The sequence below is a fragment of the Paenibacillus sp. S33 genome (assembly GCF_053615415.1).
Map to the genome: position 1 here is coordinate 2,685,668 of NZ_JBSIEZ010000001.1, position 21,408 is coordinate 2,707,075.

At 43.3% G+C, this 21,408-nt stretch carries 21 protein-coding genes and 2 pseudogenes; 14 read left to right on the forward strand and 9 right to left on the reverse strand.

The window, feature by feature from the left end:
• Window positions 1-52: 52 nt before the first annotated feature.
• A complete protein-coding gene (locus tag ACWGXJ_RS12415) occupies window positions 53-211 on the reverse strand; it encodes a helix-turn-helix domain-containing protein (RefSeq protein ID WP_452567895.1) in 159 nt (52 codons plus the stop codon).
• Between ACWGXJ_RS12415 and ACWGXJ_RS12420 the strand changes: the two genes are divergently transcribed.
• Window positions 137-1,507, forward strand: coding sequence for a glycoside hydrolase family 2 TIM barrel-domain containing protein (locus ACWGXJ_RS12420; RefSeq protein WP_452566860.1), 1,371 nt, complete (start codon window positions 137-139; stop codon window positions 1,505-1,507). The two genes, ACWGXJ_RS12415 and ACWGXJ_RS12420, sit on opposite strands and share 75 nt — an antisense overlap.
• Window positions 1,508-1,660: 153 nt before the next feature.
• Here the strand turns inward: ACWGXJ_RS12420 and ACWGXJ_RS12425 are convergent, their stop codons facing one another.
• Complete coding sequence (locus tag ACWGXJ_RS12425) at window positions 1,661-2,002, reverse strand: winged helix-turn-helix transcriptional regulator (protein ID WP_452566861.1); 342 nt, start codon at window positions 2,000-2,002, stop codon at window positions 1,661-1,663.
• A 106-nt stretch (window positions 2,003-2,108) separates the two neighbouring features.
• Here ACWGXJ_RS12425 and ACWGXJ_RS12430 point away from each other — a divergent pair, with 106 nt between their 5' ends.
• Window positions 2,109-3,023: an arginase family protein gene (locus ACWGXJ_RS12430; protein WP_452566862.1), complete on the forward strand. Its 915-nt coding sequence runs from the start codon at window positions 2,109-2,111 to the stop codon at window positions 3,021-3,023.
• A 233-nt stretch (window positions 3,024-3,256) separates the two neighbouring features.
• Window positions 3,257-3,361 carry a DUF6254 family protein gene (locus tag ACWGXJ_RS12435; protein ID WP_023988604.1) on the forward strand — a complete coding sequence of 35 codons (105 nt, stop codon included), beginning with the start codon at window positions 3,257-3,259 and terminating at the stop codon, window positions 3,359-3,361.
• A 438-nt stretch (window positions 3,362-3,799) separates the two neighbouring features.
• On the opposite strand, the gene dapA is transcribed toward ACWGXJ_RS12435, so the two are convergent.
• A complete protein-coding gene (dapA, locus tag ACWGXJ_RS12440; protein ID WP_452566863.1) occupies window positions 3,800-4,684 on the reverse strand; it encodes a 4-hydroxy-tetrahydrodipicolinate synthase in 885 nt (294 codons plus the stop codon).
• A 99-nt stretch (window positions 4,685-4,783) separates the two neighbouring features.
• Between dapA and ACWGXJ_RS12445 the strand changes: the two genes are divergently transcribed.
• Together ACWGXJ_RS12445 and ACWGXJ_RS12450 are read left to right on the forward strand one after the other, a co-directional pair.
• A complete protein-coding gene (locus ACWGXJ_RS12445) occupies window positions 4,784-5,665 on the forward strand; it encodes a LysR family transcriptional regulator (protein WP_374703725.1) in 882 nt (293 codons plus the stop codon).
• A 289-nt stretch (window positions 5,666-5,954) separates the two neighbouring features.
• Window positions 5,955-6,077 (forward strand): annotated as a pseudogene (locus ACWGXJ_RS12450) (NAD(P)H-binding protein); the annotation flags it as partial.
• A gap of 1,133 nt (window positions 6,078-7,210) precedes the next feature.
• On the opposite strand, the gene ACWGXJ_RS12455 reads toward ACWGXJ_RS12450, so the two are convergent.
• The 6 genes from ACWGXJ_RS12455 to aiiA all read right to left on the reverse strand — a co-directional run bounded on the left by ACWGXJ_RS12455 (window position 7,211) and on the right by aiiA (window position 10,868).
• Entirely contained in the window at window positions 7,211-7,822 is a 612-nt protein-coding gene (locus ACWGXJ_RS12455; protein WP_452566864.1) for a TetR/AcrR family transcriptional regulator, read from the reverse strand.
• A 158-nt stretch (window positions 7,823-7,980) separates the two neighbouring features.
• Entirely contained in the window at window positions 7,981-8,172 is a 192-nt protein-coding gene (locus ACWGXJ_RS12460) for a hypothetical protein (RefSeq protein ID WP_235306327.1), read from the reverse strand.
• A 29-nt stretch (window positions 8,173-8,201) separates the two neighbouring features.
• A complete protein-coding gene (locus ACWGXJ_RS12465; protein WP_452566865.1) occupies window positions 8,202-9,590 on the reverse strand; it encodes an amidase in 1,389 nt (462 codons plus the stop codon).
• A gap of 45 nt (window positions 9,591-9,635) precedes the next feature.
• Window positions 9,636-9,812, reverse strand: a complete 177-nt coding sequence (locus ACWGXJ_RS12470) for a hypothetical protein (protein WP_250268334.1) — start codon at window positions 9,810-9,812, stop codon at window positions 9,636-9,638.
• 13 nt (window positions 9,813-9,825) lie between these two features.
• Window positions 9,826-10,095 carry an MFS transporter gene (locus ACWGXJ_RS12475; RefSeq protein ID WP_250268335.1) on the reverse strand — a complete coding sequence of 90 codons (270 nt, stop codon included), beginning with the start codon at window positions 10,093-10,095 and terminating at the stop codon, window positions 9,826-9,828.
• 14 nt (window positions 10,096-10,109) lie between these two features.
• The gene (gene aiiA, locus ACWGXJ_RS12480) at window positions 10,110-10,868 is read right to left on the reverse strand and encodes a quorum-quenching N-acyl homoserine lactonase AiiA (protein WP_452566866.1); all 759 of its coding nucleotides are present in this window, start codon (window positions 10,866-10,868) and stop codon (window positions 10,110-10,112) included.
• A 75-nt stretch (window positions 10,869-10,943) separates the two neighbouring features.
• Between aiiA and ACWGXJ_RS12485 the strand changes: the two genes are divergently transcribed.
• The 9 genes and pseudogenes from ACWGXJ_RS12485 (at window position 10,944) to ACWGXJ_RS12525 (ending at window position 19,435) form a co-directional block, all read left to right on the forward strand.
• Window positions 10,944-11,282: a hypothetical protein gene (locus tag ACWGXJ_RS12485; protein ID WP_452566867.1), complete on the forward strand. Its 339-nt coding sequence runs from the start codon at window positions 10,944-10,946 to the stop codon at window positions 11,280-11,282.
• Between the two features lie 56 nt (window positions 11,283-11,338).
• On the forward strand, window positions 11,339-11,599 hold the full coding sequence (locus tag ACWGXJ_RS12490) for a hypothetical protein (RefSeq protein WP_250268339.1): 261 nt from the start codon (window positions 11,339-11,341) through the stop codon (window positions 11,597-11,599).
• Between the two features lie 860 nt (window positions 11,600-12,459).
• Window positions 12,460-12,681 (forward strand): annotated as a pseudogene (locus ACWGXJ_RS12495) (NAD(P)H-binding protein); the annotation flags it as partial.
• Window positions 12,682-12,854: 173 nt separating this feature from the next.
• Window positions 12,855-13,877 (forward strand): NADH:flavin oxidoreductase/NADH oxidase, encoded by a 1,023-nt coding sequence (locus ACWGXJ_RS12500; protein WP_250268341.1) that lies wholly within the window; start codon window positions 12,855-12,857, stop codon window positions 13,875-13,877.
• 568 nt (window positions 13,878-14,445) lie between these two features.
• A complete protein-coding gene (locus ACWGXJ_RS12505; protein ID WP_250268342.1) occupies window positions 14,446-14,856 on the forward strand; it encodes a MarR family winged helix-turn-helix transcriptional regulator in 411 nt (136 codons plus the stop codon).
• Between the two features lie 74 nt (window positions 14,857-14,930).
• Entirely contained in the window at window positions 14,931-16,694 is a 1,764-nt protein-coding gene (locus ACWGXJ_RS12510) for an ABC transporter ATP-binding protein (protein ID WP_165179824.1), read from the forward strand.
• Window positions 16,687-18,537 (forward strand): ABC transporter ATP-binding protein, encoded by a 1,851-nt coding sequence (locus ACWGXJ_RS12515; protein WP_250261360.1) that lies wholly within the window; start codon window positions 16,687-16,689, stop codon window positions 18,535-18,537. Before ACWGXJ_RS12510 ends, ACWGXJ_RS12515 begins: the two co-directional genes overlap by 8 nt.
• A gap of 120 nt (window positions 18,538-18,657) precedes the next feature.
• Window positions 18,658-18,966, forward strand: a complete 309-nt coding sequence (locus ACWGXJ_RS12520) for a hypothetical protein (protein WP_061830895.1) — start codon at window positions 18,658-18,660, stop codon at window positions 18,964-18,966.
• A gap of 268 nt (window positions 18,967-19,234) precedes the next feature.
• On the forward strand, window positions 19,235-19,435 hold the full coding sequence (locus ACWGXJ_RS12525) for a hypothetical protein (protein WP_452566868.1): 201 nt from the start codon (window positions 19,235-19,237) through the stop codon (window positions 19,433-19,435).
• Window positions 19,436-21,408 lie beyond the last annotated feature (1,973 nt).

Below are 21,408 nucleotides of genomic sequence, written 5' to 3' on the forward strand. Positions count from 1 at the left end.
GTACGTCGCCATACACGCATGCCCAGCTATTGAAGGAGTTTTTTAGATTGTACTAACCCATCCTTCTCAGCTGGCGAAACTGCTCCGGCGTGATGCCTGTATGCTCCCGAAATCTCTTGATAAAATAGCTGCTTTGATGAAAGCCAGTTTCCAGTGCAATCTGCTTTACAGTGAGTGCCGTGGATACAAGGAGATGTTTGGCCAGCGTTATTCGGCATTGGAGCAAATATTATGCTTTTATGTACAGAGCACCGGAATCTGGAAAAGTGTGTGGATTGAATATGTGAATGAGATAAGAATCAATGAGGTCATGATAACACCGGATATCGACCGTCATATGATCCGCTTTGACTTTCAGCTCATGGGTATTGAGGCTAAAGATAATATACGCCTGGAGACACGGATTGCGCTGAAAGGACAGCATGTGAAAAAGGTCAGCTTATCTGCCGACAGGCCCTGGATAACGGTGGAGGCCCATGTATTTCATGAAGCGTGTGGTCCATGGAAGCAGTGCTTGTGGCCACCGGAATCGCCCAACTTGTTCGATGTAGAGTTTGCTCTGTATGAGGACGAGAAAGAGAGCGACAGGGTGTATTCTTATTTTGGCATGCGGAAAATATCGATTGAAAACGGACAGATTCTATTGAATAATGGCCCTCTTTACCAGCGGCTGATTCTAGATCAGGGCTACTGGCCGGAAACTCATCTGACTCCCCCTTCTGAAGAAGCTCTTATCGAAGATATCGATAAAATAGCTGCGATGGGATATAACGGGGTTCGTAAACATATGAAGCTGGAAGACCCTCGCTTTTTATATTGGTGTGATGTGAAAGGCATGCTCGTCTGGTCAGAAATGGCGTCGACCTTTGAGTTCAATGATCAGGCGGTTAGCCGCTTTACGAAGGAATGGCTGGAAATCGTGCCGCAGCAGTACAATCATCCAAGCATCATAACTTGGGTCCCATTCAATGAATCGTGGGGCATATCGACCATTGGACATGATGTAAGGCAGCAGCAGTTCACGCAAACCATCTATCATCTGACGAAGACGATTGATCCGTATCGTCCGGTGGTTACCAATGACGGTTGGGAGCATACGGTCTCGGATATTTTGACCCTTCATGATTATGTGGAGACGGGCGAAGAGTTTTTGGAGCGATATCAGGACAAGGAAAGCATCGTAAACAACAGCATCTCCTTTAACAATTGGAAATATGCCTTTGCAGAAGGATATGCCTACCGAGGACAACCGATTATCATAAGCGAATTCGGCGGCATTGCCTTCCAGACGGACAAGGGCTGGGGATACGGAAACCAGGTGGATTCAGTCGAAGCTTTTATCGAACGTTTCCGTGCAATCACCGGAGCAATTAAAGCGACCCCCTATCTCTCGGGCTATTGCTATACACAGGTAACCGATGTACAGCAGGAAGTCAACGGGTTGTTGACGGAAGACCGAAAACCGAAGGTTCCGCTTGAAGTGATTCGGGAAATAAATCTAGCTTGAAGCGATAATTAAGATAATAGAATTTGCAGAACGGCTGCATGCTGTTGTTCAGCCATTGCTGGATTCACTTAACTAGAGAGTTTAAACTTGGAATAGCAATGTTGGAAAACAGGACAACTTTTCGCATACAGGCTTTTTATTAGAAAACTGGATTTAATTTTTTTGGTTTTTTGTTCCCCACTCACATAACCCTTCCAAAACAGGTAATAACGTTTCTGCTTTATCTGTGAGACTGTACTCGACTTTAGGGGGGACTTGAGGATATTCTTTCCGATTCACCAGACCATCCGCTTCCAATTCTTTTAGTTGTGAACTCAATGTTTTATAAGTAATAGCCCCTATCTGTCTTTTCAGATTATTAAAGCGAACTGTTCGGTTTTCGGCTAGGAGATAAATAATAACCATTTTCCATTTACCACCAATCAGTGAAACTGTATAACCAAAAGGTGTATCTTGAATGTTTTTAACTTTACCTTTAAATTCAGCCATACTCATGTTTACAATATCCTTTCGGGTAGTACCTATCAAAATAGTGCGTACTACGTTTTTATTTGTGTTCAGTTTATACTAACCTTACTTTTGAAGTAAAGGAGAGAAAAACATGACTGAAAAAACAATACGTCTGTTAATGCCACAATGGCAAGGGGGAAACAATCCTAATTACTCTTTTGGAGCCGAACTGCTTGCTTGGCTAGCTCCGGATAATGATCAACCCCTTATTCATGTTCCCATTCAAGCTTATAACGGTACTCCGCTTGAAAACGAAAACGGTATGAATGGGAGAAAACAGCTACTTGAACAGTTAGAGGCTGCTCAGCATATCATTGATGCTCATAAGCCAGATCGTATTGCAATGTTTGGTGGTGACTGCTTAGTGGAACAAGCTCCATTTGCCTATTTGAACGAACGATACGGTGGGGAATTAGGTTTGATTTGGATCGATGCTCACAGTGATTTAGTTAGATATGTAGGCTATGATAACGGACATACATTACCGCTCGGAAATCTTTTGGGAGAAGGAGATGAGGAGTTCGCAAAACATGTGAAAATCCCACTAAAACCTGAAAATGTCTTTATCGCGGGATTAGCGGCTCCTACAGAACAAGAAACAGAAGCCATTTCAGAAGCGTTTCAAAGACTAGGGATAGCTCCTGCAGAATCAGACACAGAAGTGATTCAAAGACTAGGGATTAAAACTGCAGGAACCAAAGAGTTAACGAATAGTACTGAATCTATTAGAGAGTGGATTAAAGAAAGTGGCATTAAGCATCTAGCTATTCACCTTGATTTAGATGTGCTTGACCCAAAAGCATTTCGTTCTTTACTGTTCGCCAACCCTGAAGCGCCCTATAATTTTTCTCCTGCGGGAACAATGCAAATGCCTCAGCTACTTAATCTGATTAAAGAACTATCTGAAGAAACAGATGTAGTTGGATTAGGTATAACAGAGCATATGCCGTGGGATGCTATTAATTTAAAGAATCTGCTTGGAGAGATACCTATTTTAAATAAGTAAGTTCATACATGGATTATAATAGAACAATGATCTGCTTAATCACAAAAATACACCCCCGCAAACATAAAGTGCGTGAGTGCATTTTTATGATTAAGCGATTTTGACATCCTATATTTGGGATTGTGATATGTAGGAGAAAATTCAACGAATTTAGTTTTATGAATGAACAGAGCTGAGAAATGACAACTTAAGAAAGTAGTATACATCACAATTTCCAAAGGAGGATATCTGTTATGGCTCACCAGAAGAAAAGGAAAGAAGCAGCCTGGAAGTCACGAAAGCAAGAGCAGCATCCCCATGGTAAAGTCAAATCGCTCAAGGAGCTGTCCAGCGAATAGGAGTGAGGAGTATACTGCTTGAAAGAGAAGGACTGTCGGTGAAATTCATCGGCAGCCCTCTTTTTGCAATAATTTCGCTTATAGGAAATAATCCCTTTAATGTTGCAACTGGATTTACTAATAACCATCCAGCTATTGCTTGTAAGCTTTTCAGATTGCAGACCTCATTAGGATGAAAACGCTGAGTATGTAGTTATTCATAATATTCTCTTTGTATAACAACCCAATGCAGATAGCGGGACTTGTAAAAAATGTTTTCCTGATGACAGACAGTTGGAGTTGGTTGGGGATGAAGATGCGCAGCGTTCTACTATAGAGGGTATCTTCTTAAATTCGTTTTTCTAAAGGCTGCCTGTTCCGGCTAAGAAATGAAGCATCTCCTATCCAGGAGATGCTTCTTCTACGTTATGATTGGGGAGTCTGAGATAAGCTGATTTATCAGGATATGATTGAATTCAGGAGACCCTGCTTCACCTGATCCGACAGGGGCATAAGTGGCAGACGCAATTGCTCGGCGGCAACAATCTCTTGTTGGGTAAGCCACCACTTGATCGCGGCCGGGGCTGGCTCTGCAAATACATGCTGGATCATCGGTTTCAGTAGCATAAAACTGTCTCGCGACCCGTTCATGTCGCCAGCCATAAAACGTCGGTATATATCCACATACTTCTGGATATGGAGATGAGCGGATGCAAGCATACCACCGGTAGCCCCCTGGCATAGCATGGCATGGAAATAGGCATCCTCTCCGCAGAGGACAGGCTTGGTCTCGTACTGGGTCAATTTTAAGAGCAGATCAAGACCGCCCGTGCTGTCCTTGAGCCCAATTATGCCATCCAGGTCCAGCACTTTGCGAATTGTATCTATTGTCATGCGACTACCCGTGCGAACCGGAATCTCATATACTAGCACAGGCAGGCCTACACGAGATACGACACGGAAATGCTCCAATATTCCTTCCTGCGTCGGCCGGTTGTAATACGGAGTGACCACCATGGCTGCATCCGCTCCTAATTCAGCCGCCATTTCCGTCCGATGCACCGTTGAATAGGTATCGTTCGTTCCCGTGCCAATAACGATCGGAATGGTTTTGTTCATGCTCTTCAGAACATCCTGCGTCACATGTACCATCAGCTTCACTTCATCCCAGGATACGGTTGGCGACTCTCCTGTCGTACCGTTAACGACCAGACCCTGGATGTCATGGCCTGCAAGATAGGTAACATACTTCCGGTACGAATCGATGTCCAGCTTATAGTCACGCGTAAAAGGTGTAATCAGCGGTATGAAAATCCCATGAATATGTTGTTCGTTCATCATCATCAGTTATCCCTTCCCGTTGAATTAAATCTAATGTAACATAGGAAACAGCATCAGAGTTATCTATAATAAACGATGATTCTAATCAAAATTTTCGATGGGGTGGCCAGATTGGATTTCATTTATCTTCAAACATTTCGGGAAGTTGCCATTCGTGAAAGCTTTACAAGAGCAGCAGAAGTGCTCGGTTACGCACAATCCAGCGTCACGACCCAGATTCAAAAGCTCGAGAAAACATATCAAGTTAAATTGTTCGAGCGCTACAATAACAATAAGATTCGTCTTACCTCCGCCGGAGAAGAGCTGTTCAAGCTTGCTGGACAAATGCTGGAGCTTTTCGAGCAATCGAAAGAAAAATTGGCCAAGCAGGGCGGAGGCTCCATGACGATCGGTACTATGGATTCCATCGCTTCGTATTTTCTGCCGCCGTATATGCAGGCGACTCGCAAAGAATACCCAGATCTGAACATACGATTGCATACGGATCGCGAAGAGATGATTTTGCACCAGGTGAGGGAAGGGGAGGCCGATGTTGGGTTGATCCTCGCGGACGATTCAAGCAATCCGGCGTTGCAGTGGATTACCATTCGAGAAGAACCGCTTGTGCTGATTGTCCATCCGAACCATCCGCTTATCGCTAAAGAGCGAATCGACCTGAATGATCTGGTTGATGCGGAGTGGATCATGCCCGAGCATACGTGCAACTACAGACAACTGCTGGAGAGAGTGCTTCGAGCAAATGGAATCACCTATCGCGTGAGTCTGGAGCTGGGTAATCCGGAAGCGATCAAACGGAGCATCAAGACTGGAGAGGGTATATCCATTCTACCTCTAATGGCTGCGCTGGAGGAGATCGAACGGGAAGAGCTAAAGGTGTTACCCTTTGAGCATGCCGAGCTCAAACTGGAAATTCAGCTTGTTCTTCATCCCAAGAAGTGGGTGTCCAATGCATTGAGCTTTTTTATGGAGAGCATGAGAATGTAGATTTTCCTCCACATCAAAATCAATATACAGTGTGAGCGCTTCCTAGTGGATACCAGAAGCGCTCAAAGTTTAACGTGCCGAAAGATGAGAACTTAGAAAAGCAAAGATGAACCAAAGTTTATTCAAATCATCGACGTATTTTTTCTGAAAAACAAGCAATCAATATTTGTATTCACTAAACCATTCGGTTACTTAATGTTTAATTAGAACAAGATGATCGACCTTACAGCCAAGAATGGTGATTTAAGTTAATGGGAAAGGAAAAAATATAATAATGAGGAGTGATTAGGTGAAGGTTTTGGTGGTAGGTTCAAATGGACAAATTGGACAACATCTTATCCATTTTTTGAAAGAAAACAAAGAACACACAGTCCGTGCGATGGTTAGGAAACAAGAACAAGCTAATGCTTATCATAATGGTACCATGTTCCTGATGTTTTGGTTTTTAGGCAAGGGCATATTCCATTACTTTATCAAATAAAACTGGAGCCCAAAGAAGAACGAAACAATGATCGAACAGAATTGTGTAATAAATATTGTAGAACATACGCATCAAAAAAGGATTGGGAATATCAAGTAGTTTTCCCAAAAACACCTCCGATATCTCTGTCCCGTAACCTTAAGTTTTTGAAAGGTTTTTTAAAAGAGAGAAAGTACTATTCACAATGGTATAACCCTGTTATCTATCGACTTCAGTGTATTTGGGTCTTGTCCAGTTGACCATCTTGCCTCCACATTCGTAAACAATACAGATCCCCTCTTAATTAAACCATTGATTTATCACCTCATCGCAAAAGGAACATTAATCACCAATCTCAACGAGCTTATTTCATCCCGTAGCATAATATCACTAAACACACAGGTGAACCCCCAAGTAGAAAAAATAGATGGAGGAATGTTGTATGGCATTTAACCAAATCAGGATATATGCTTAGTGTTGTCTTTATGGGAAAAAGTTCAAGGTGGTTACCATAAATCCCCCTCATGTGTGGCTAAGGAGGCCTGATGGTGAGGATCTAGAGATATTTTTTACTGATTTAGTGAATCACCCGACTTTTGTACTGGAAGCCTCGATGAAACTTGAGAAGCAACAAGAGAAGAAGTCATACGATAAAAGTGCTGTACAAATCTCTTCAACTGCAATTTTGGAATACATAAGATGAAAACCTGCTTGTTCTCCATGGATTCTCAGGCTACTAAGCCTGCTGCTACGAAGCCTACAGGAAGTAGACGAAAGAGCGCTGCTGATGATAAGAAGACCGAATAAGGAGAGCGTGCCATGGAAGTCCGATCCGGACAATTCGCATAGCAGCCATTGGCAGAAAAAAAAGGGTTGTCCCATAAGTCATAAAAATGACTAGGGACGTCCTGTTCTCCAATTGTAAAACAATAAGAAACCGTTCCTGGGTAAAATGGAGGTACCACCCGACCATTTGAAAGGATATGGTTTCTTTGTACATTCAATATACCATTATGAGATAAAAAGAGGAGTTGCGCAGGACTATCCCTCATCCATGTTATGTGGCTTTGTGGCCAGCCCCTCAATTAATGTCTATTAGCTCTTAAACCTTCAATAAATATGCGGTGTAATCCATCAAGAACTCGTTGGCTTGTAAAGCCTTCATCTTGGAGATGGTAATCGATATTGTGAAGCACGGCCAGCAGGGCTTCAATAGTATATGAAATGTCCACCCCGGATACGTCTCCCTGTTCAACGGCCTCATTTAGCAGATTTCTGCTTATATTGCGCATCCATTGACATAACGGAGATTGTAACGGACGATGCCCGGTTGAGGCCCGGCTGACCTCACAGAGCCAAGGAACTTTCGCTTCTAAAAAAAATACATATCTTACGATTACATGGTAAAGCCGGTCCAAGGCAGCGGTTTCTGGGGGCTGATCAAGAAATGCTTGAACTTCATCAAACAAAGGTTGGTATTCTTCATACGCGATCTCCTGACATATGTCGCCCTTATCCGAGTAGCGGCGGTATAGGCTTGCTTGTCCTACTCCAGCAGTCTTCGCAATCTGATGCATATTGACATTGTCAACACCGTTTTTGATGAAAAGTTCTCTAGCCGCCGCCAAAATTCGTCTTCGGTTTAACTCCTCTCTGGGAATTTTCAGAGAGACAGATTGCGATTCTGAATTCATCATAAACATCTCCCTAAATCATTAATTTAACTGTTATTTAACACGAAAAACGGACAATATGTCCGTTTTTCGTGTATAGGACATGTTGTCCGTCTTCATATTATAATACATTTCGTGAAAAATTAAAAATACATTCATTTGGGTGACCGATGAGCTTTTTTTTATTTCTTGGTATAGTGCTTTTTGTAAATTGGAGGCAAATGCGGTTCAATGCCCGATAGGTCCAGTTCCTTTAAACTTGCGATCGAATGAATAAACTGCTCGTATGCTTTTTTCTTGTCGCTCGTCGTATCTGTTCCGGTTTCGGTTGATGCTTTCCTGCTAACTTCAGAGTTAAGTTGCTTTTGATCCATAGATTACCCTCCATCAAATATATTCAGGCTTACAAATCCGGATGTCTCTTGTGCCAGTCTGTATTCATTTCATAAGTATTGCCGATACCTAGTACTGTCGCTTCTTCGAAGGGGCGGCCAATCAATTGCATATTAATCGGCAGACCGGAAGGTGAGAAGCCGCAAGGCATGCTCAGGCTAGGCAAGCCAGTCAAATTGGTCGGAACCGTAAATGAGTTCAATCTGAATACACTAGCATCATCATCTGCACGCGGCGCAGTGATCGGTGTTGCCGGCGTCAACAAGATGTCGATTCCGGACAATGCATTCAAAAAATCATTGACAATTAGTTGCCGGGCCCGCTGAGACTGAAGGTAAATGGAAGCCGGAATATCTCTACTGCTTTCAAGAAACATTCGGACGTCCGGTCCATACTGTTCCAATTCTGTCTCAAGCCACTTCTCGTGGTACGAGTACATTTCCGTCATCATAATGGCCATCGTCGCACTTCTAACATGTTTGATCAGGGGCAGGCTAACTTCGATGATTTCTGCTCCCAGTTCTCGGAATTTATTGATAGCGGCCTTCATCGCAGCTTCCACTTCCGGCATCAAATCCTCGTAATAGTAGCTTGTCGGCAATCCGATACGCACACCCCTGAGACCATTCGGATACATCTTGATACCTGGCGCAGGCAGATCGACAGTCGATTCATCCTTTGGATCGAAGCCAGACATCACATCCAAGCACAGGGACGCATCCATGACACAGCGGGTCAACGGACCCGAGTGGTCCAATGACCAGGCCATTGGAATGATACCATACCGACTGACCCGACCGTACGTCGGCTTCATCCCTACGACACCGCACAAAGCAGCGGGTATGCGGATCGAACCTCCGGTATCCGAGCCTGTGCCCAGATAAGTAAGTCCAGCCGCTAAAGCAGAAGCCGAGCCGCCGCTTGAACCTCCCGTTACAAGTTCAGTGTTCCACGGATTGAGGCAAGGACCGAAGTGCGGGCTAGTTGTTGTCAATCCCGCAGCGAACTCGTGAGTCTGTACTTTGCCTAGCAGAACTGTTCCAGCCTCATGTAGCTTAGCTGCAACCGTCGAATCGTAATCGGGGACGAAGCTGTTCAATATTTTTGAACCGGCAGTTGTTCGGATCCCTTTAGTGTAATATAGATCCTTATGAACGATGGGAATCCCGTGAAGGGGCCCTTTGTACCGACCATGCATAATATCGCGTTCCGATTGCTTCGCTTGTTCAATCGCCAGTTCGGACGTTTGGGTAACGAAAACGTTCAGTTTCGGATTCAAACGTTCGATGCGGTGAAGCGCATATTCTGTAATCTCTACCGGGGATATTTCCCTTGTTCGGATCCCCTCGGCCAGCTCATGAATAGCAGCAAAGGACAGTTGGAAATTTAATTTACTCATCTATTCATCCTCCGTATCTTTCGGACATGTCGTAAGTCTACCAAACTAATTACCATAGCTTCCGCTACGATTTGCTTTTCTTGCGAATAAGTATGTCAGGATTGCCAACAGGGAAATGGTAAAATAAACAACAGAAAAAGGCATCTTTAGATCAATCAGTCGGCCGACCAGCGCAGGGCCGAATGCTCCGCCTAGGAGATAGGCCAGTGTGAAAATACCCATCCCTACACCCATCTCAGCCGAACGGAGTGTCGTCGAAACACAGCTGGCGAAAGGAAAAGGACTCCGTTAACTTGCCGTAAGTACCGGCGCCGATAGCCATCAAAATGCTGTAACCGACCATAACCCAGCTCACCTGCGAGGAGGTCAGGGCAAAGTCAGCGGAAATCGAAGGTATAGACAAATTAAACATGGTCATATTGATGTTTCCGAAAATAATGAGCAAGCAAAGTGTCCCCATTAATTTCCGCTCATTGCCGGATAAAGCCATTGATTGAGTATCCATAGCCTGTCCCTCCATTACAGGAAGTCAGGAAAGGTGCGGCATTTTTGCGCCTGATCTCTATCGTGTCCCAAGAAAACATAGGACGGCCGAACATCCTGAATTAACTCCTGCATGCGAGTAATCGATTTGGCAGCCATCTCTTGATCGAATGTCAAGAACGGTACGCTATTCTCGAAGTTCTCCCGAGTATAAGCAACATCAATTGTCAGTAGCACTGAACCCGACTTTTCCGTTGTGACAAGGACTGATTGATGGCCAGGGGAATGACCCGGAGTGAATAAAATTTGAACCCCCGGAATCAATTCATGGTCACCCTCAATGATTTGATATTGTAAATCGGGCAGCCTGCACTCTAATGGAGAGTAATCCTCATTGTTTATGGCCGCATCATACTCTGCCCTTTGAATAAGGATCGGCGTATTGCGGAAATGCCCGTTTCCCCCAGAATGATCCAAGTGTAAATGGGAGCTAATGATCATTTGAATATCGTCAGGTCGATAACCTACACGCTTTAACACATTTACGATCGAGTCGCCGTCAGACATGTTAGGGACGACGCGCCCTTCACGTCTAGTCCCCTTGTAGTAATCGGGATTGTTGATAAAAGCGTCGGGCATTCCCGTATCGATGAGTATCGGCCCGCTGGTCGTTTCCAATAGAAAAGACCACACAGGCATTCTGACTAATTTCCCGGGGGCAAGGGTTCGATTAACTGCCGATTGATCTAGGAAACATTCACCTACAGGTAAAAAATACAACTTTTTTATATTCATCCCAGTTTCACCCTTCATATTATAAATTCGGACAGTTTGTCCGTTTTACTTTGATTATATCGGACAAATTGTCCGATGTCAATTTGTCATCGGCGGTTGGGCTTCGGCAAAAGCCTTACACCTGCAACAATTGGTATGTATCTGCTCTACCCTTACGCATCCCGGAAGCAAGAAGAAGATGCAGAGGCAGTTGGCAAAAAGCGATCCGAGTTTATTAGTCATCTGCCACGATTTGAATTGAAAAGCAACGATGAATTTGTATCTGAAGTGAGGTCCGATTTAATCTTACGACGGTACCCCGAAGTAGGAGAGGAAATTGTGACAGTGCCCTCTTTTAGTCAGCTTAGAATACTATTTACAGCGGATAACTTCGGAATCATACCGGAACATATTATTAGGATGCGGATTGGATAGAACCGATCCCTGGGTTGGAACTGAAAGTCAGGAAGTGGGTTGGGGAGAAGGACCCGATGACTCCGCAGCCGAAAAAAGATGGAATGATTGAAGATCTGATTACACTTGGACACGAAGGCAGCGGCAATGGCCTGCGGCATTTTGTTGCCGGTAAGCCGATCCAAGCGGGTAGCTACATGGAGGTTAAATTTGGGGACGGCTGGATACCAGGGAGATACGAGTGGTCATTTGAGAAAGATAGCCCGATTAGAATTCACTCCTCTCGGCACGAATGGATTTCGATCCATGAGGGGCATCTAGTCCGGGTAAAAGCTTGAATGTTGTCATGCTGTACACGTTATTGACTTACAGGATCTTGGGGAGTCAGCGGTTACTGTGATCAAATGGTGGAAAAACCACGGCATGGAGACAACTGCAGAGATTTAAAGATTGGTGGGATGAAATGTTTAAGAGATTCAAATTTTGCTTCAGGCTTTATCAAGGGCGTTCGCTTGAAACTGTTTGCATAAGTTTTATATTTAGTTTTCTCGTTGGATTATTCTTGTATTTAGGTCATGCACCGGTTTCATGGTTGTCAATCGACATTATGGCATTCTTCTTGGATTGCTTAGCTTTAACACGAATAGTCTTGTGGCTACGAGTTCCTGGTAAAGGGACGAATATTTACGGCTATTTTCGGTGGGATAATACGATAGAAATTCATATCGGAAAGGTTAAATCACCAATGGAGTTTCAGCGTCGGATTAGAAACACAATCAAATATGCTCGTGAAAAAGGATATCTTATTGAATACACTTCCGGCATATTGACGCAGGTATGAGTTACGGTAATACATGAGACGAATTTAGCTATACTTTTTTTGGTATATGTCTGAGACTTTTTTAGCCGGGCAGATCGCCTACAGTTTACTCAAACGGATGTTGTGTCGCTGTTGCGGTTCAGGTAGAACCAGTAGCTAAAAGGAATCTACTGGTTCTCATTTCTCTTCACAGTTATAGAATGACGAGTGATCATATTAGGGTGTGATTATGTTATTGTTGGAGGATAAGTCTCAGTTATAATCCAAAAAAACGTAAAAAGTCTCAGTTATAAAGCAAGAAAGTATCACTTATAACTAGAAATTTTAGGAATGTAAGAATAACTTTTGTCTCAAGTATAGCCATTACTCATAGCTGGAAACAGCAGTTTGAACTACACAATCATAAGACTGGGGATTCTTTTGAATGAAATCGGTACGGGAAAAGTGGCTGCCGCGGAGAATATCACCTATGGCAGTATCCCACGTGAGGATGTAGCCAGTGCCATTGTGGCAGCTTTAGATGAGGAGAACACATACAAGCGAGCATTTGATCTGATTACTGGTGACGATTCAGTTGTCGAAGCATTGCAAAAAATCTGAAGATGAGGATCAAGTGTGAATCCAAACAATAAAGAATTATTTGCACCAATTACTTTGAAGTTTTGAAATCATACCTAGAGTTGACAAATGAAACAAACATGTTAATGTATATGCTTGTGCATGCATTTTATTGATGCATTTCATAATATAAATCAGAGAGGAGTCTTTCTCACATGAAAGATTTATTTAGTCCCTATACAATTAAAGGTTTGGAATTGAAAAATCGTGTAGTTATGCCTCCAATGTGCCAATATTCGGTTGACAAAAAGGATGGGGTCGCCACAGATTGGCATTATATACACTACGTTAGCCGGGCGGTAGGCGGAGCTGGTTTTATCATAATTGAAATGACAGATGTAGAGCCAGATGGTCGTATCTCCGATTTTGATCTTGGTTTATGGTCAGATGAGCAGATTCCTGCTCTCAAACGGATTGTAGATGCTTGTCACAGCTACGGTGCCAAAGTGGGAATCCAGATCGCGCATGCCGGACGCAAGGCGGAAGATGCTGAAGTCCCTGTAGCACCATCTGCTATTGCATTTGATGAAAATTCAAAACAACCTCGCGCGCTTGCAACAGAAGAGATTAAAGGACTCGTTGAGAAATTTCGTGCTGCTGTAGCTCGCGCTGTTAAGGCTGGATTCGACAGCATTGAAATTCATGGTGCACATGGCTATTTGATTCATCAATTTCATTCGCCGCTTACGAACAAACGGGAAGATGAATATGGTAAAGATCTTACCCTTTTTGGTCGGGAGATCATTCAGGCAGCGAAGGGCGAAATGCCGGAAGATATGCCGCTGTTGATGCGTATTTCTGCCAAAGAATATGTAGAAGGTGGATATGGTATTAAGGAAAGCATTGCTTTTGCCAAGGAATATCAAAAGGCAGGAGTAGATATGTTTGATATTTCATCTGGCGGTGAGGGACCTATAGCTGCATGGGGCAGACCAGGAACTCACGCAGCGTATCAAGTCCCCTTGGCAAAAGATATCAAAGAAGCTCTGGATATTCCGGTGATGGCCGTTGGAAGACTGGAAGATCCAATTTTGGCGAATGCAGTTATCGGAAATGAAGAGGCTGATCTGGTTGCTGTGGGTAGAGGGATGTTGAGAAATCCTTATTGGTCACTGGAAGCAGCATCAAAATTGAAAAAAGAAACCGCAATCCCTACACAGTATACTACAGGGTTTTAAGACTGACTGTATACATTACTGATTGAGCCTGCTTGGGTCAGTAAAACGATTCGAATCGATTAAGCAAAAAAAGTACGTCCTTTAGACCTTCTGTAAAGTACTCTATCAAGGTACTCTACAAAAGGTCTAATTAATGAGCTCTGCGATCACAGAGAGCATCCAGAATATTGTTGCTCAAACCAATTTGCTGGCTGCCTGGGCAGGAGCATGGAAGAAGGTTTCCGATTGTGGCGGGAGAAGTGCGTAAGATTGCCGAATATGCTTTGAATCTGTGGGCGGAATCGATGACCAGACGATTCATCAAAGTACGGCATGTAGAACTTGACCTTACAAACAATAATGAAGATGTTCAGAGGAAGATACATAAGAAGAGATTCAGTTTTAGCTCTGATGTTTTTACATTGGACTTTGTGTAGAAAAATTGGTAAAGATACAAGCTAGTTACGGAGGATTTTTTTGTATTCCATATTTTCTCTAATTGACTTTGTGACTCGACATTATTATTATCTTATACTATAAGATTAATTATCTCATACTATAAGGTATTAGCGAGAAGGTGTTGTGACCATTGGATTATAAATCATTAGCGACAGAACTATTCGAGTATATCGTCAAATCGCGGAAACCGGCATTAGAGGAACGAGGGCACTTCTCACGTGGCGAAATGGGGATTCTCATTTGTCTGAATTTCAATAAGGACGGGGTTACCTCTGGCCACTTGAGCGAATACTTGTCCGTCAGTACGGGACGGGTAGCAACGGCACTGAAGAGTCTGGAGAAGAAAGGACTAGTTGTACGGCGTACTGATGTCAACGACAAACGTAAGGTGATTGTATTCATTACGGATTCAGGTAAGCAATTCATGATTGATAGGCATAATGAAGGAATTGCATGGACCGAGAATGTTCTTCGAAAGTTAGACGAAGAGGATGCTAAAGAACTGATTCGACTCATTAAGCTTATTGTCTCTAGAAGCTGAACTTCTATGCAGATGCAGGACGCACCATACTTCACCAAACATCAAAGACTATCAGATAAAAGGAGAGCAACAGAATGCTAAAGATATTCAAATATCTCAAGAAAAATGAATGGATGCTCGTACTTTGCAGCCTAGCTTTCATCGTTGTGCAGGTATGGCTTGATCTGAAGCTGCCTGATTATATGGCGGAAATTACGACCAAGCTGCAAACGGAAGGAACGCCTGTGTCCGAACTGCTGATTCCCGGCAGTTACATGTTGTTTTGTGCCGTCGGCAGTATGATTGCATCTATTATTGTGGGCTATTTCGCGGCAAAGGTGGCTGCTGGGCTGGCTATGCGTCTGCGTGCGATGGTCTTTGACAAGACCTTATCCTTTTCTATGGAAGAGATGAACAGCTTTTCGACGGCAAGCCTCATTACCCGCTCCACGAACGATGTTACGCAGATTCAAACGGTGGTTGCGCTGGGGCTGCAGGTGATCATCAAGGCACCTATTCTGGCCGTATGGGCTATTGTGAAGATTGCGGATAAAAACTGGCAGTGGACCGCCTCCACAGGAGCGGCCGTAGCTGTTCTGATTTTAATGCTAAGTGTCATTGTTGTTTTCGCTCTTCCAAGTTTTCAGAGAATCCAGCGTCTCACCGATAATCTGAACAGGGTAACACGTGAGCATCTGATCGGACTTCGGGTAGTACGCGCTTATAATGCAGATCAGTATCAGCAGGAGAAGTTCGAGCAGGCTAACGTTGAGTTGACGAATACAAACCTGTTCGCGAACCGATTAATGACGATGATTGGCCCCGGTATGACCTTTATTATGTCAGGTCTGAGTGTCTCTATCTATTGTATCGGCGCTTATCTGATTAACGGGGCGGCCGTACCAGACCGCATCACGCTGTTCTCCAATATGGTCGTATTCTCCTCTTATGCAATGCAGGTGGTTATGGCCTTTATGATGGTAAGTATGATATTCATTCTGATGCCTCGCGCCTCGATCTCTGCCAAACGGATCATGGAGGTTTTGAATACCGAATCCAGCATCGTTAACGGGCATGAGACGACTGGAGAAGAGAGCGTTATGGGGCAAGTGGAATTCCGTAATGTCAGCTTCAAATATCCAGACGCGGAGGAGGCCGTGCTTCGCAACATTAGCTTTACGGCGAAACGAGGCGAGACGGTTGCCTTTATTGGCGCTACAGGCAGCGGAAAAACCAGCGTGATCAATCTGATTCCCCGTTTCTATGATGTGACCGAGGGAGAGGTACTCGTGGATGGTGTGAATGTCAGGAACTATAATCAGCAGGCACTCCATAACAAAATCGGGTATGTCCCCCAGAGAGCTGTACTGTTCAACGGTACGGTTGTATCCAACGTTTCGTATGGCGATAACGGAAGAGCAGGAGCTTCGGAGAAACTCGTTAAAGAAGCCGTTGGTATTGCTCAAGGAACGGAGTTTGTCGAAAAAATGGATGGTCAATATCAGGGTAGAATTTCGCAAGGTGGAGCGAACGTGTCCGGTGGTCAAAAGCAGCGGCTGTCCATTGCGCGTGCCATCTACCGTCAGCCGGAAATTTATATTTTCGATGATTCCTTCTCGGCATTAGACTACAGAACAGACCGGATTCTGCGCTCCGCTCTCAAAAAAGAAACCGGCCACGCTACGACACTTATCGTTGGTCAGCGCATAGGTACGATCAAAGACGCTGATCGGATTATCGTGCTGGACCAGGGAGAGATTGTAGGGAGCGGCACGCATGAAGAGCTGATGACGAACTGCAGCACCTATCAGGAGATCGCATATTCGCAGCTTTCGAAGGAGGAACTCATACATGGATAAGAATGAACACACCGTCGACAGCCAGCAAATGAAAATGAATCAGCGAGGTCCCATGGGTAAAGGACCCGCGGGGGGCAAGGGTACTGGTGAAAAAGCGAATAATTTTAAAAAGACCATCAGTCAGCTTGTATCCTACAGCAAGGCCTATGTGCCTATGATTATACTAGCTATGGTACTGGCCCTGGTCGGCTCCACCCTCAACGTGATTGGCCCCGATAAGCTCAGCGATATTGCCAACCTGATTCAGGAAGGAATCGTGACCGGGATTGATGTAAGTGCTGTTCAGAAGATTGTTCTTGTATTGGCGCTTTTATATGGATTTGGTCTTATCTTTAACTATTTCCAGGGCTTCATTACAGCAACCGTCTCACAGCGTCTTACAAAGAAGATGCGGACAGAACTGTCTCGAAAAATCGATCATATGCCTTTGAAGTATTTTGACTCTACGAGCTACGGTAATGTGCTTAGCCGTGTAACCAACGATGTCGACACCATTGGACAAACGTTAAACAACAGTCTCGGCACGCTTGTCAGTGCGCTGGCTACCTTTGTGGGCGCCTTGATTATGATGCTGTATACGAACTGGATCATGACCGTTACCGGAATTATAGCTACGCTGATCGGCTTTTGCCTGATGAGCGTGATTATGAAGCATTCACAGAAATACTTTGTTGCACAGCAAGCGGAGCTTGGCCAGATCAACGGTCATATCGAAGAAACTTATGCTGGTCATAACGTAGTCAAGGTATATAACGGGGAACAAGCAGCCAAGGAAGTGTTTCATGGCATTAACAGCCGCTTATATACAAATGCATGGAAGTCCCAATTCATGTCTGGTCTGATGATGCCAGTCATGATGTTCATTGGAAATTTTGGTTATGTCGCGGTCTGTGTCGTGGGAGCTTTGCTGGTCAACCAACAGACTATAACTATTGGAACTATTGTCGCCTTCATGGTGTATATTCGTCTGTTTACACAGCCCTTGTCGCAGCTGGCACAGGCCGCAACCAATCTGCAGTCGGCGGCTGCCGCCAGTGAACGTGTATTCGAATTTCTGGGTGAAGAAGAATTGGCAGATGAGCGTCACAAGACCATAAAGCTGGACACTGCCAAAGGGGATGTCGAATTCAAACATGTCCGTTTCGGCTATAATGCAGATCGTATGATCATCAAGGACTTCTCCATGAAAGCTGAAGCTGGTCAGAAAATTGCCATTGTCGGTCCGACAGGCGCTGGTAAGACCACGCTCGTGAATTTGCTCATGCGGTTTTATGAGCTGAACGATGGAGAAATCTACATTGACGGCACCCCGATTAGCCAATTAACGCGCGAGAATATTCATGAATTATTCTGTATGGTGCTTCAGGATACCTGGCTGTTCGAAGGAACGATTCGTGACAATATCGTCTTTTCCAAAGATCATGTTACCGATGAGCAGGTGGAAGCTGCATGTAGAGCGGTGGGTCTGCACAGCTTCATTAAAACACTGCCGCAGGGCTATGATACAGTGCTGGATGACAAAGCCAATCTCTCTGCCGGTCAAAAGCAATTGATTACCATTGCAAGAGCGATGATTGAAGATTCACCCATGCTCATTCTGGATGAGGCCACAAGCTCGGTCGATACGCGTACGGAATTGCTGATTCAACAAGCGATGGACCAGCTGACTGTGGGGAAAACCTCCTTTGTGATTGCTCACCGACTTTCGACGATCAAGAATGCGGATCTGATTCTGGTCATGAAGGACGGTGACATTATCGAAATGGGTAACCATGAGGAATTGTTGGCTAAAGGCGGCTTCTATGCCGATCTATACAATAGTCAGTTTGAACATGCATCTTAAAAGTAAATGCTTGAAAGTATATTAAATATCCATATAATTCCAACGAAATTGACAGCAGCATGTGGACATTATAAGGTATGAAAGCCAGAATTTTTTAATCATAATTGTGGAGGCAGATCAATGAACCAGCGTTTTCGAATCACCCGTTCCATGCAGGAAAGTCCTGTGGAGCAATCCATTACCCTGGAGGAGTGCAAAGATTACTTTGCATCCCAGCCAGACTTTTCGTATTCACGAGTACTAATCATACAAGGTGCTGAGAGCACCATGTCGATCGAGGGAGACTTTTTCATGTGGAAGTATGCTGATGTAGAAATACCTTTTCGTCATTACATGGGTGATGTGTATGTGGCTATTTCCGATGAGGCTGTCGTGCCTAAGATGATTGAAATTGCAACAGATTTGCAAGCAGATGTGGTGGATGGGTGAAGAACTATTCACTATTCTTATTCTGCTGAAGGTAGTTGACTTCGTAGTATATCTTTACAGCAAATTGACAGTGCTGATTTCTGCCTGCTGACATCGAGTTACATAGATGTCAGCATTTTTGTTAATTATGTCAATATACTGGGAAGAATAATCCATACCACAAAATACATATTCCATTGGCTTGATACTAAGAGATTTAACAGCTGGATCAACTAAAAGGGGAACATGCTAGGTTAGAAATGTTTCGCTGTTTCTCATTACGGAGGCAGTGCAAGCTGGTAAATTAGGCGAACAACCATTGACGGTAAAAAGCTGCGATTTAATTATTGCTTTGGATGGCGCATTAATGGAGACCTCCAGCTCGGAACAGTTCGGATTGTCAGGATGGGCTGTCAGCGCTCGTTTGTATGGGATGTTTAGCGAGGAAGACAGTAATGAGATTGTTTTGCGTAAAAAAACTGTCGGTTAATGTGAACAGCTGTGGCAAGCCCTTGTCATTTAAAAGACGTGATGTACGAGGGTTTGTCTGGATTTCTGATGAGTGGTTTCAAAGGATTCGTTTCCTGTCTGGTCACAGGGCAGAAGCTCACTCGGTTGTGATGCGCTCGGCAACAAAAACGATTCGATTCGTACCCAGTATACATTCCACAACAAATGTTTCCGGTACGTTCGCTGTGGGAGTATTCACTTCATTCTTAAGGGTCAAGTCGCCAAAACTTTAAAATAGCAAGTCTCTTGCAACATGGAGACTTGCTATTTTGTATTTTCCATTCATTAAATTTTGCAAAAAAAATAGTTCCAAAGTTATGAGTTTTCTAAAAATTTATATTTTTAAAGGGGAATCAAAACGTTTCTATTAATTAAAAAATAAAATTTATAGCTTAAATTAGACGGAATTTAAGCTGAACTAAAATTTCAGGAGAAAAATTAAAGAAAATTCCGCATGTAAATTGGTTCAAAAGATCTATTAAAAGTCACTATCTATTTAAAAAGTGAAGAGTTATTAATTTTGAATCATTCCAGCTTAATGCAAATAAATTCCATGATATAGGTAATTAAAGAATATTGCTGAAAAAGTTGAAATTTGTCGGATGATGTCAGGATTGATTTGTTATATTTGTGTTAATGGTATGTAACGTAAAATTTGTTTTGGCACAAGGGTTTTGGACTTTCTTGCAAGCCTACATCATTTTGATTTTATCAATTTATAAAATCAAAAATTTTGTTTTGAATCATGTAAACGGGTCATGGTCAGTATTCAATTTAATAAAAAAGTAAAATTCTTGCATTTGAAGCTATAAAAATAATAGAATAATATGGGTTATTTATTGATTTCATGAAATCCATTAATTTGGAACTTATGTCCCATGCTAATCGGTTTTAAAGTTTGTATATTTAAAATAGCTAGAAAGTATTGGGAGGAAAAAAGGGATATAAGGATTTATTGTGAGATTTTGGACAGTAAGAGGATATGAGAAATTTATATGTCAACTCGGTCATGTCTTGGTTTTAAAAACGTGATCCATCTGACTGAGAAGATCCAGTTATTTTGTTTCGCCCGACATGGGGGCTTTAAACCTGAATGGCTTACAGAACATGAAAGTTGTTCAACAGAAGCTCCATGGATATCAAGCAGAACAATATGCCCTCACGGCTTCCCGAAATGGCTTCATAAGTACATAAGCTGTTTTCTTTTTTAGACACTGTATGGGAGCACTGATTGTAATTGAAACAGCATGGCAGTTGTATAGGCAAAACTGCAAGATTTCCTGTCCATAGCATCATATCTGGTAAATCCGTCTCACATTTTCCGTATTCCAAAAGACAACTCTATTATTTTTAAGGTATACGAAATATATCCTTAACAGCCTGGGAATCCCGTTGACTCGTCCGATGACCATCATTTTTCATCCATGTACAAAATCAGGAAGTTATAAGCGCAGTCGTGAGTATTTTTTTGTCCTTTCATCCTAGAATTACGCTCCTAACCACGCTGCAGCAGCTCATGTATCTCACAGCATCGATACCCTCCAGCCAAGATTCAAACAGCACACATCATGATACACTACGTTGTTAACACTGCGGCAACCATTCTACAACCCACCACCAAGATGTACTCTCAGCATAATTCAAAAATGTTCTCACTCCATGCACATATTCATACATCCAGAGTCAGAGTTATTTCACTATGTTCGCCCAACTAAAAAAGCTTGCACTGCGAAAGTGTGAGTGATGAAAAAGAGAGATGTGCTTGTTTCTATTCAAATTCAGCTCTTCGAAGACACCCATATCTCAATGGTATATCAGGAGTGGTCGCTTTTGCCGACTGCCATTGGCAATTTAATGCCGGTGAAAAGGTACGCATGACCAGTTCCTTGACAAGGACGGTCATTTATGAGGAGTTACTTTTTACCCACATCTATTTCGCGAGGAGAGATACGT

What these genes read in the sequence shown, in the direction of transcription:
- ACWGXJ_RS12485 (WP_452566867.1), top strand. Translation starts at nt 10,944, where the DNA reads ATGTCAATTTGTCATCGGCGGTTGGGCTTCGGCAAAAGCCTTACACCT.
- ACWGXJ_RS12425 (WP_452566861.1), bottom strand. Translation starts at nt 2,002, where the DNA reads ATGAGTATGGCTGAATTTAAAGGTAAAGTTAAAAACATTCAAGATACA.
- ACWGXJ_RS12460 (WP_235306327.1), bottom strand. Translation starts at nt 8,172, where the DNA reads ATGGATCAAAAGCAACTTAACTCTGAAGTTAGCAGGAAAGCATCAACC.
- ACWGXJ_RS12475 (WP_250268335.1), bottom strand. Translation starts at nt 10,095, where the DNA reads ATGGATACTCAATCAATGGCTTTATCCGGCAATGAGCGGAAATTAATG.
- ACWGXJ_RS12490 (WP_250268339.1), top strand. Translation starts at nt 11,339, where the DNA reads ATGACTCCGCAGCCGAAAAAAGATGGAATGATTGAAGATCTGATTACA.
- dapA (WP_452566863.1), bottom strand. Translation starts at nt 4,684, where the DNA reads ATGATGATGAACGAACAACATATTCATGGGATTTTCATACCGCTGATT.
- ACWGXJ_RS12435 (WP_023988604.1), top strand. Translation starts at nt 3,257, where the DNA reads ATGGCTCACCAGAAGAAAAGGAAAGAAGCAGCCTGGAAGTCACGAAAG.
- ACWGXJ_RS12455 (WP_452566864.1), bottom strand. Translation starts at nt 7,822, where the DNA reads ATGATGAATTCAGAATCGCAATCTGTCTCTCTGAAAATTCCCAGAGAG.
- ACWGXJ_RS12430 (WP_452566862.1), top strand. Translation starts at nt 2,109, where the DNA reads ATGACTGAAAAAACAATACGTCTGTTAATGCCACAATGGCAAGGGGGA.
- ACWGXJ_RS12500 (WP_250268341.1), top strand. Translation starts at nt 12,855, where the DNA reads ATGAAAGATTTATTTAGTCCCTATACAATTAAAGGTTTGGAATTGAAA.
- ACWGXJ_RS12515 (WP_250261360.1), top strand. Translation starts at nt 16,687, where the DNA reads ATGGATAAGAATGAACACACCGTCGACAGCCAGCAAATGAAAATGAAT.
- ACWGXJ_RS12520 (WP_061830895.1), top strand. Translation starts at nt 18,658, where the DNA reads ATGAACCAGCGTTTTCGAATCACCCGTTCCATGCAGGAAAGTCCTGTG.
- aiiA (WP_452566866.1), bottom strand. Translation starts at nt 10,868, where the DNA reads ATGAATATAAAAAAGTTGTATTTTTTACCTGTAGGTGAATGTTTCCTA.
- ACWGXJ_RS12510 (WP_165179824.1), top strand. Translation starts at nt 14,931, where the DNA reads ATGCTAAAGATATTCAAATATCTCAAGAAAAATGAATGGATGCTCGTA.
- ACWGXJ_RS12420 (WP_452566860.1), top strand. Translation starts at nt 137, where the DNA reads ATGAAAGCCAGTTTCCAGTGCAATCTGCTTTACAGTGAGTGCCGTGGA.
- ACWGXJ_RS12470 (WP_250268334.1), bottom strand. Translation starts at nt 9,812, where the DNA reads ATGGGTATTTTCACACTGGCCTATCTCCTAGGCGGAGCATTCGGCCCT.
- ACWGXJ_RS12465 (WP_452566865.1), bottom strand. Translation starts at nt 9,590, where the DNA reads ATGAGTAAATTAAATTTCCAACTGTCCTTTGCTGCTATTCATGAGCTG.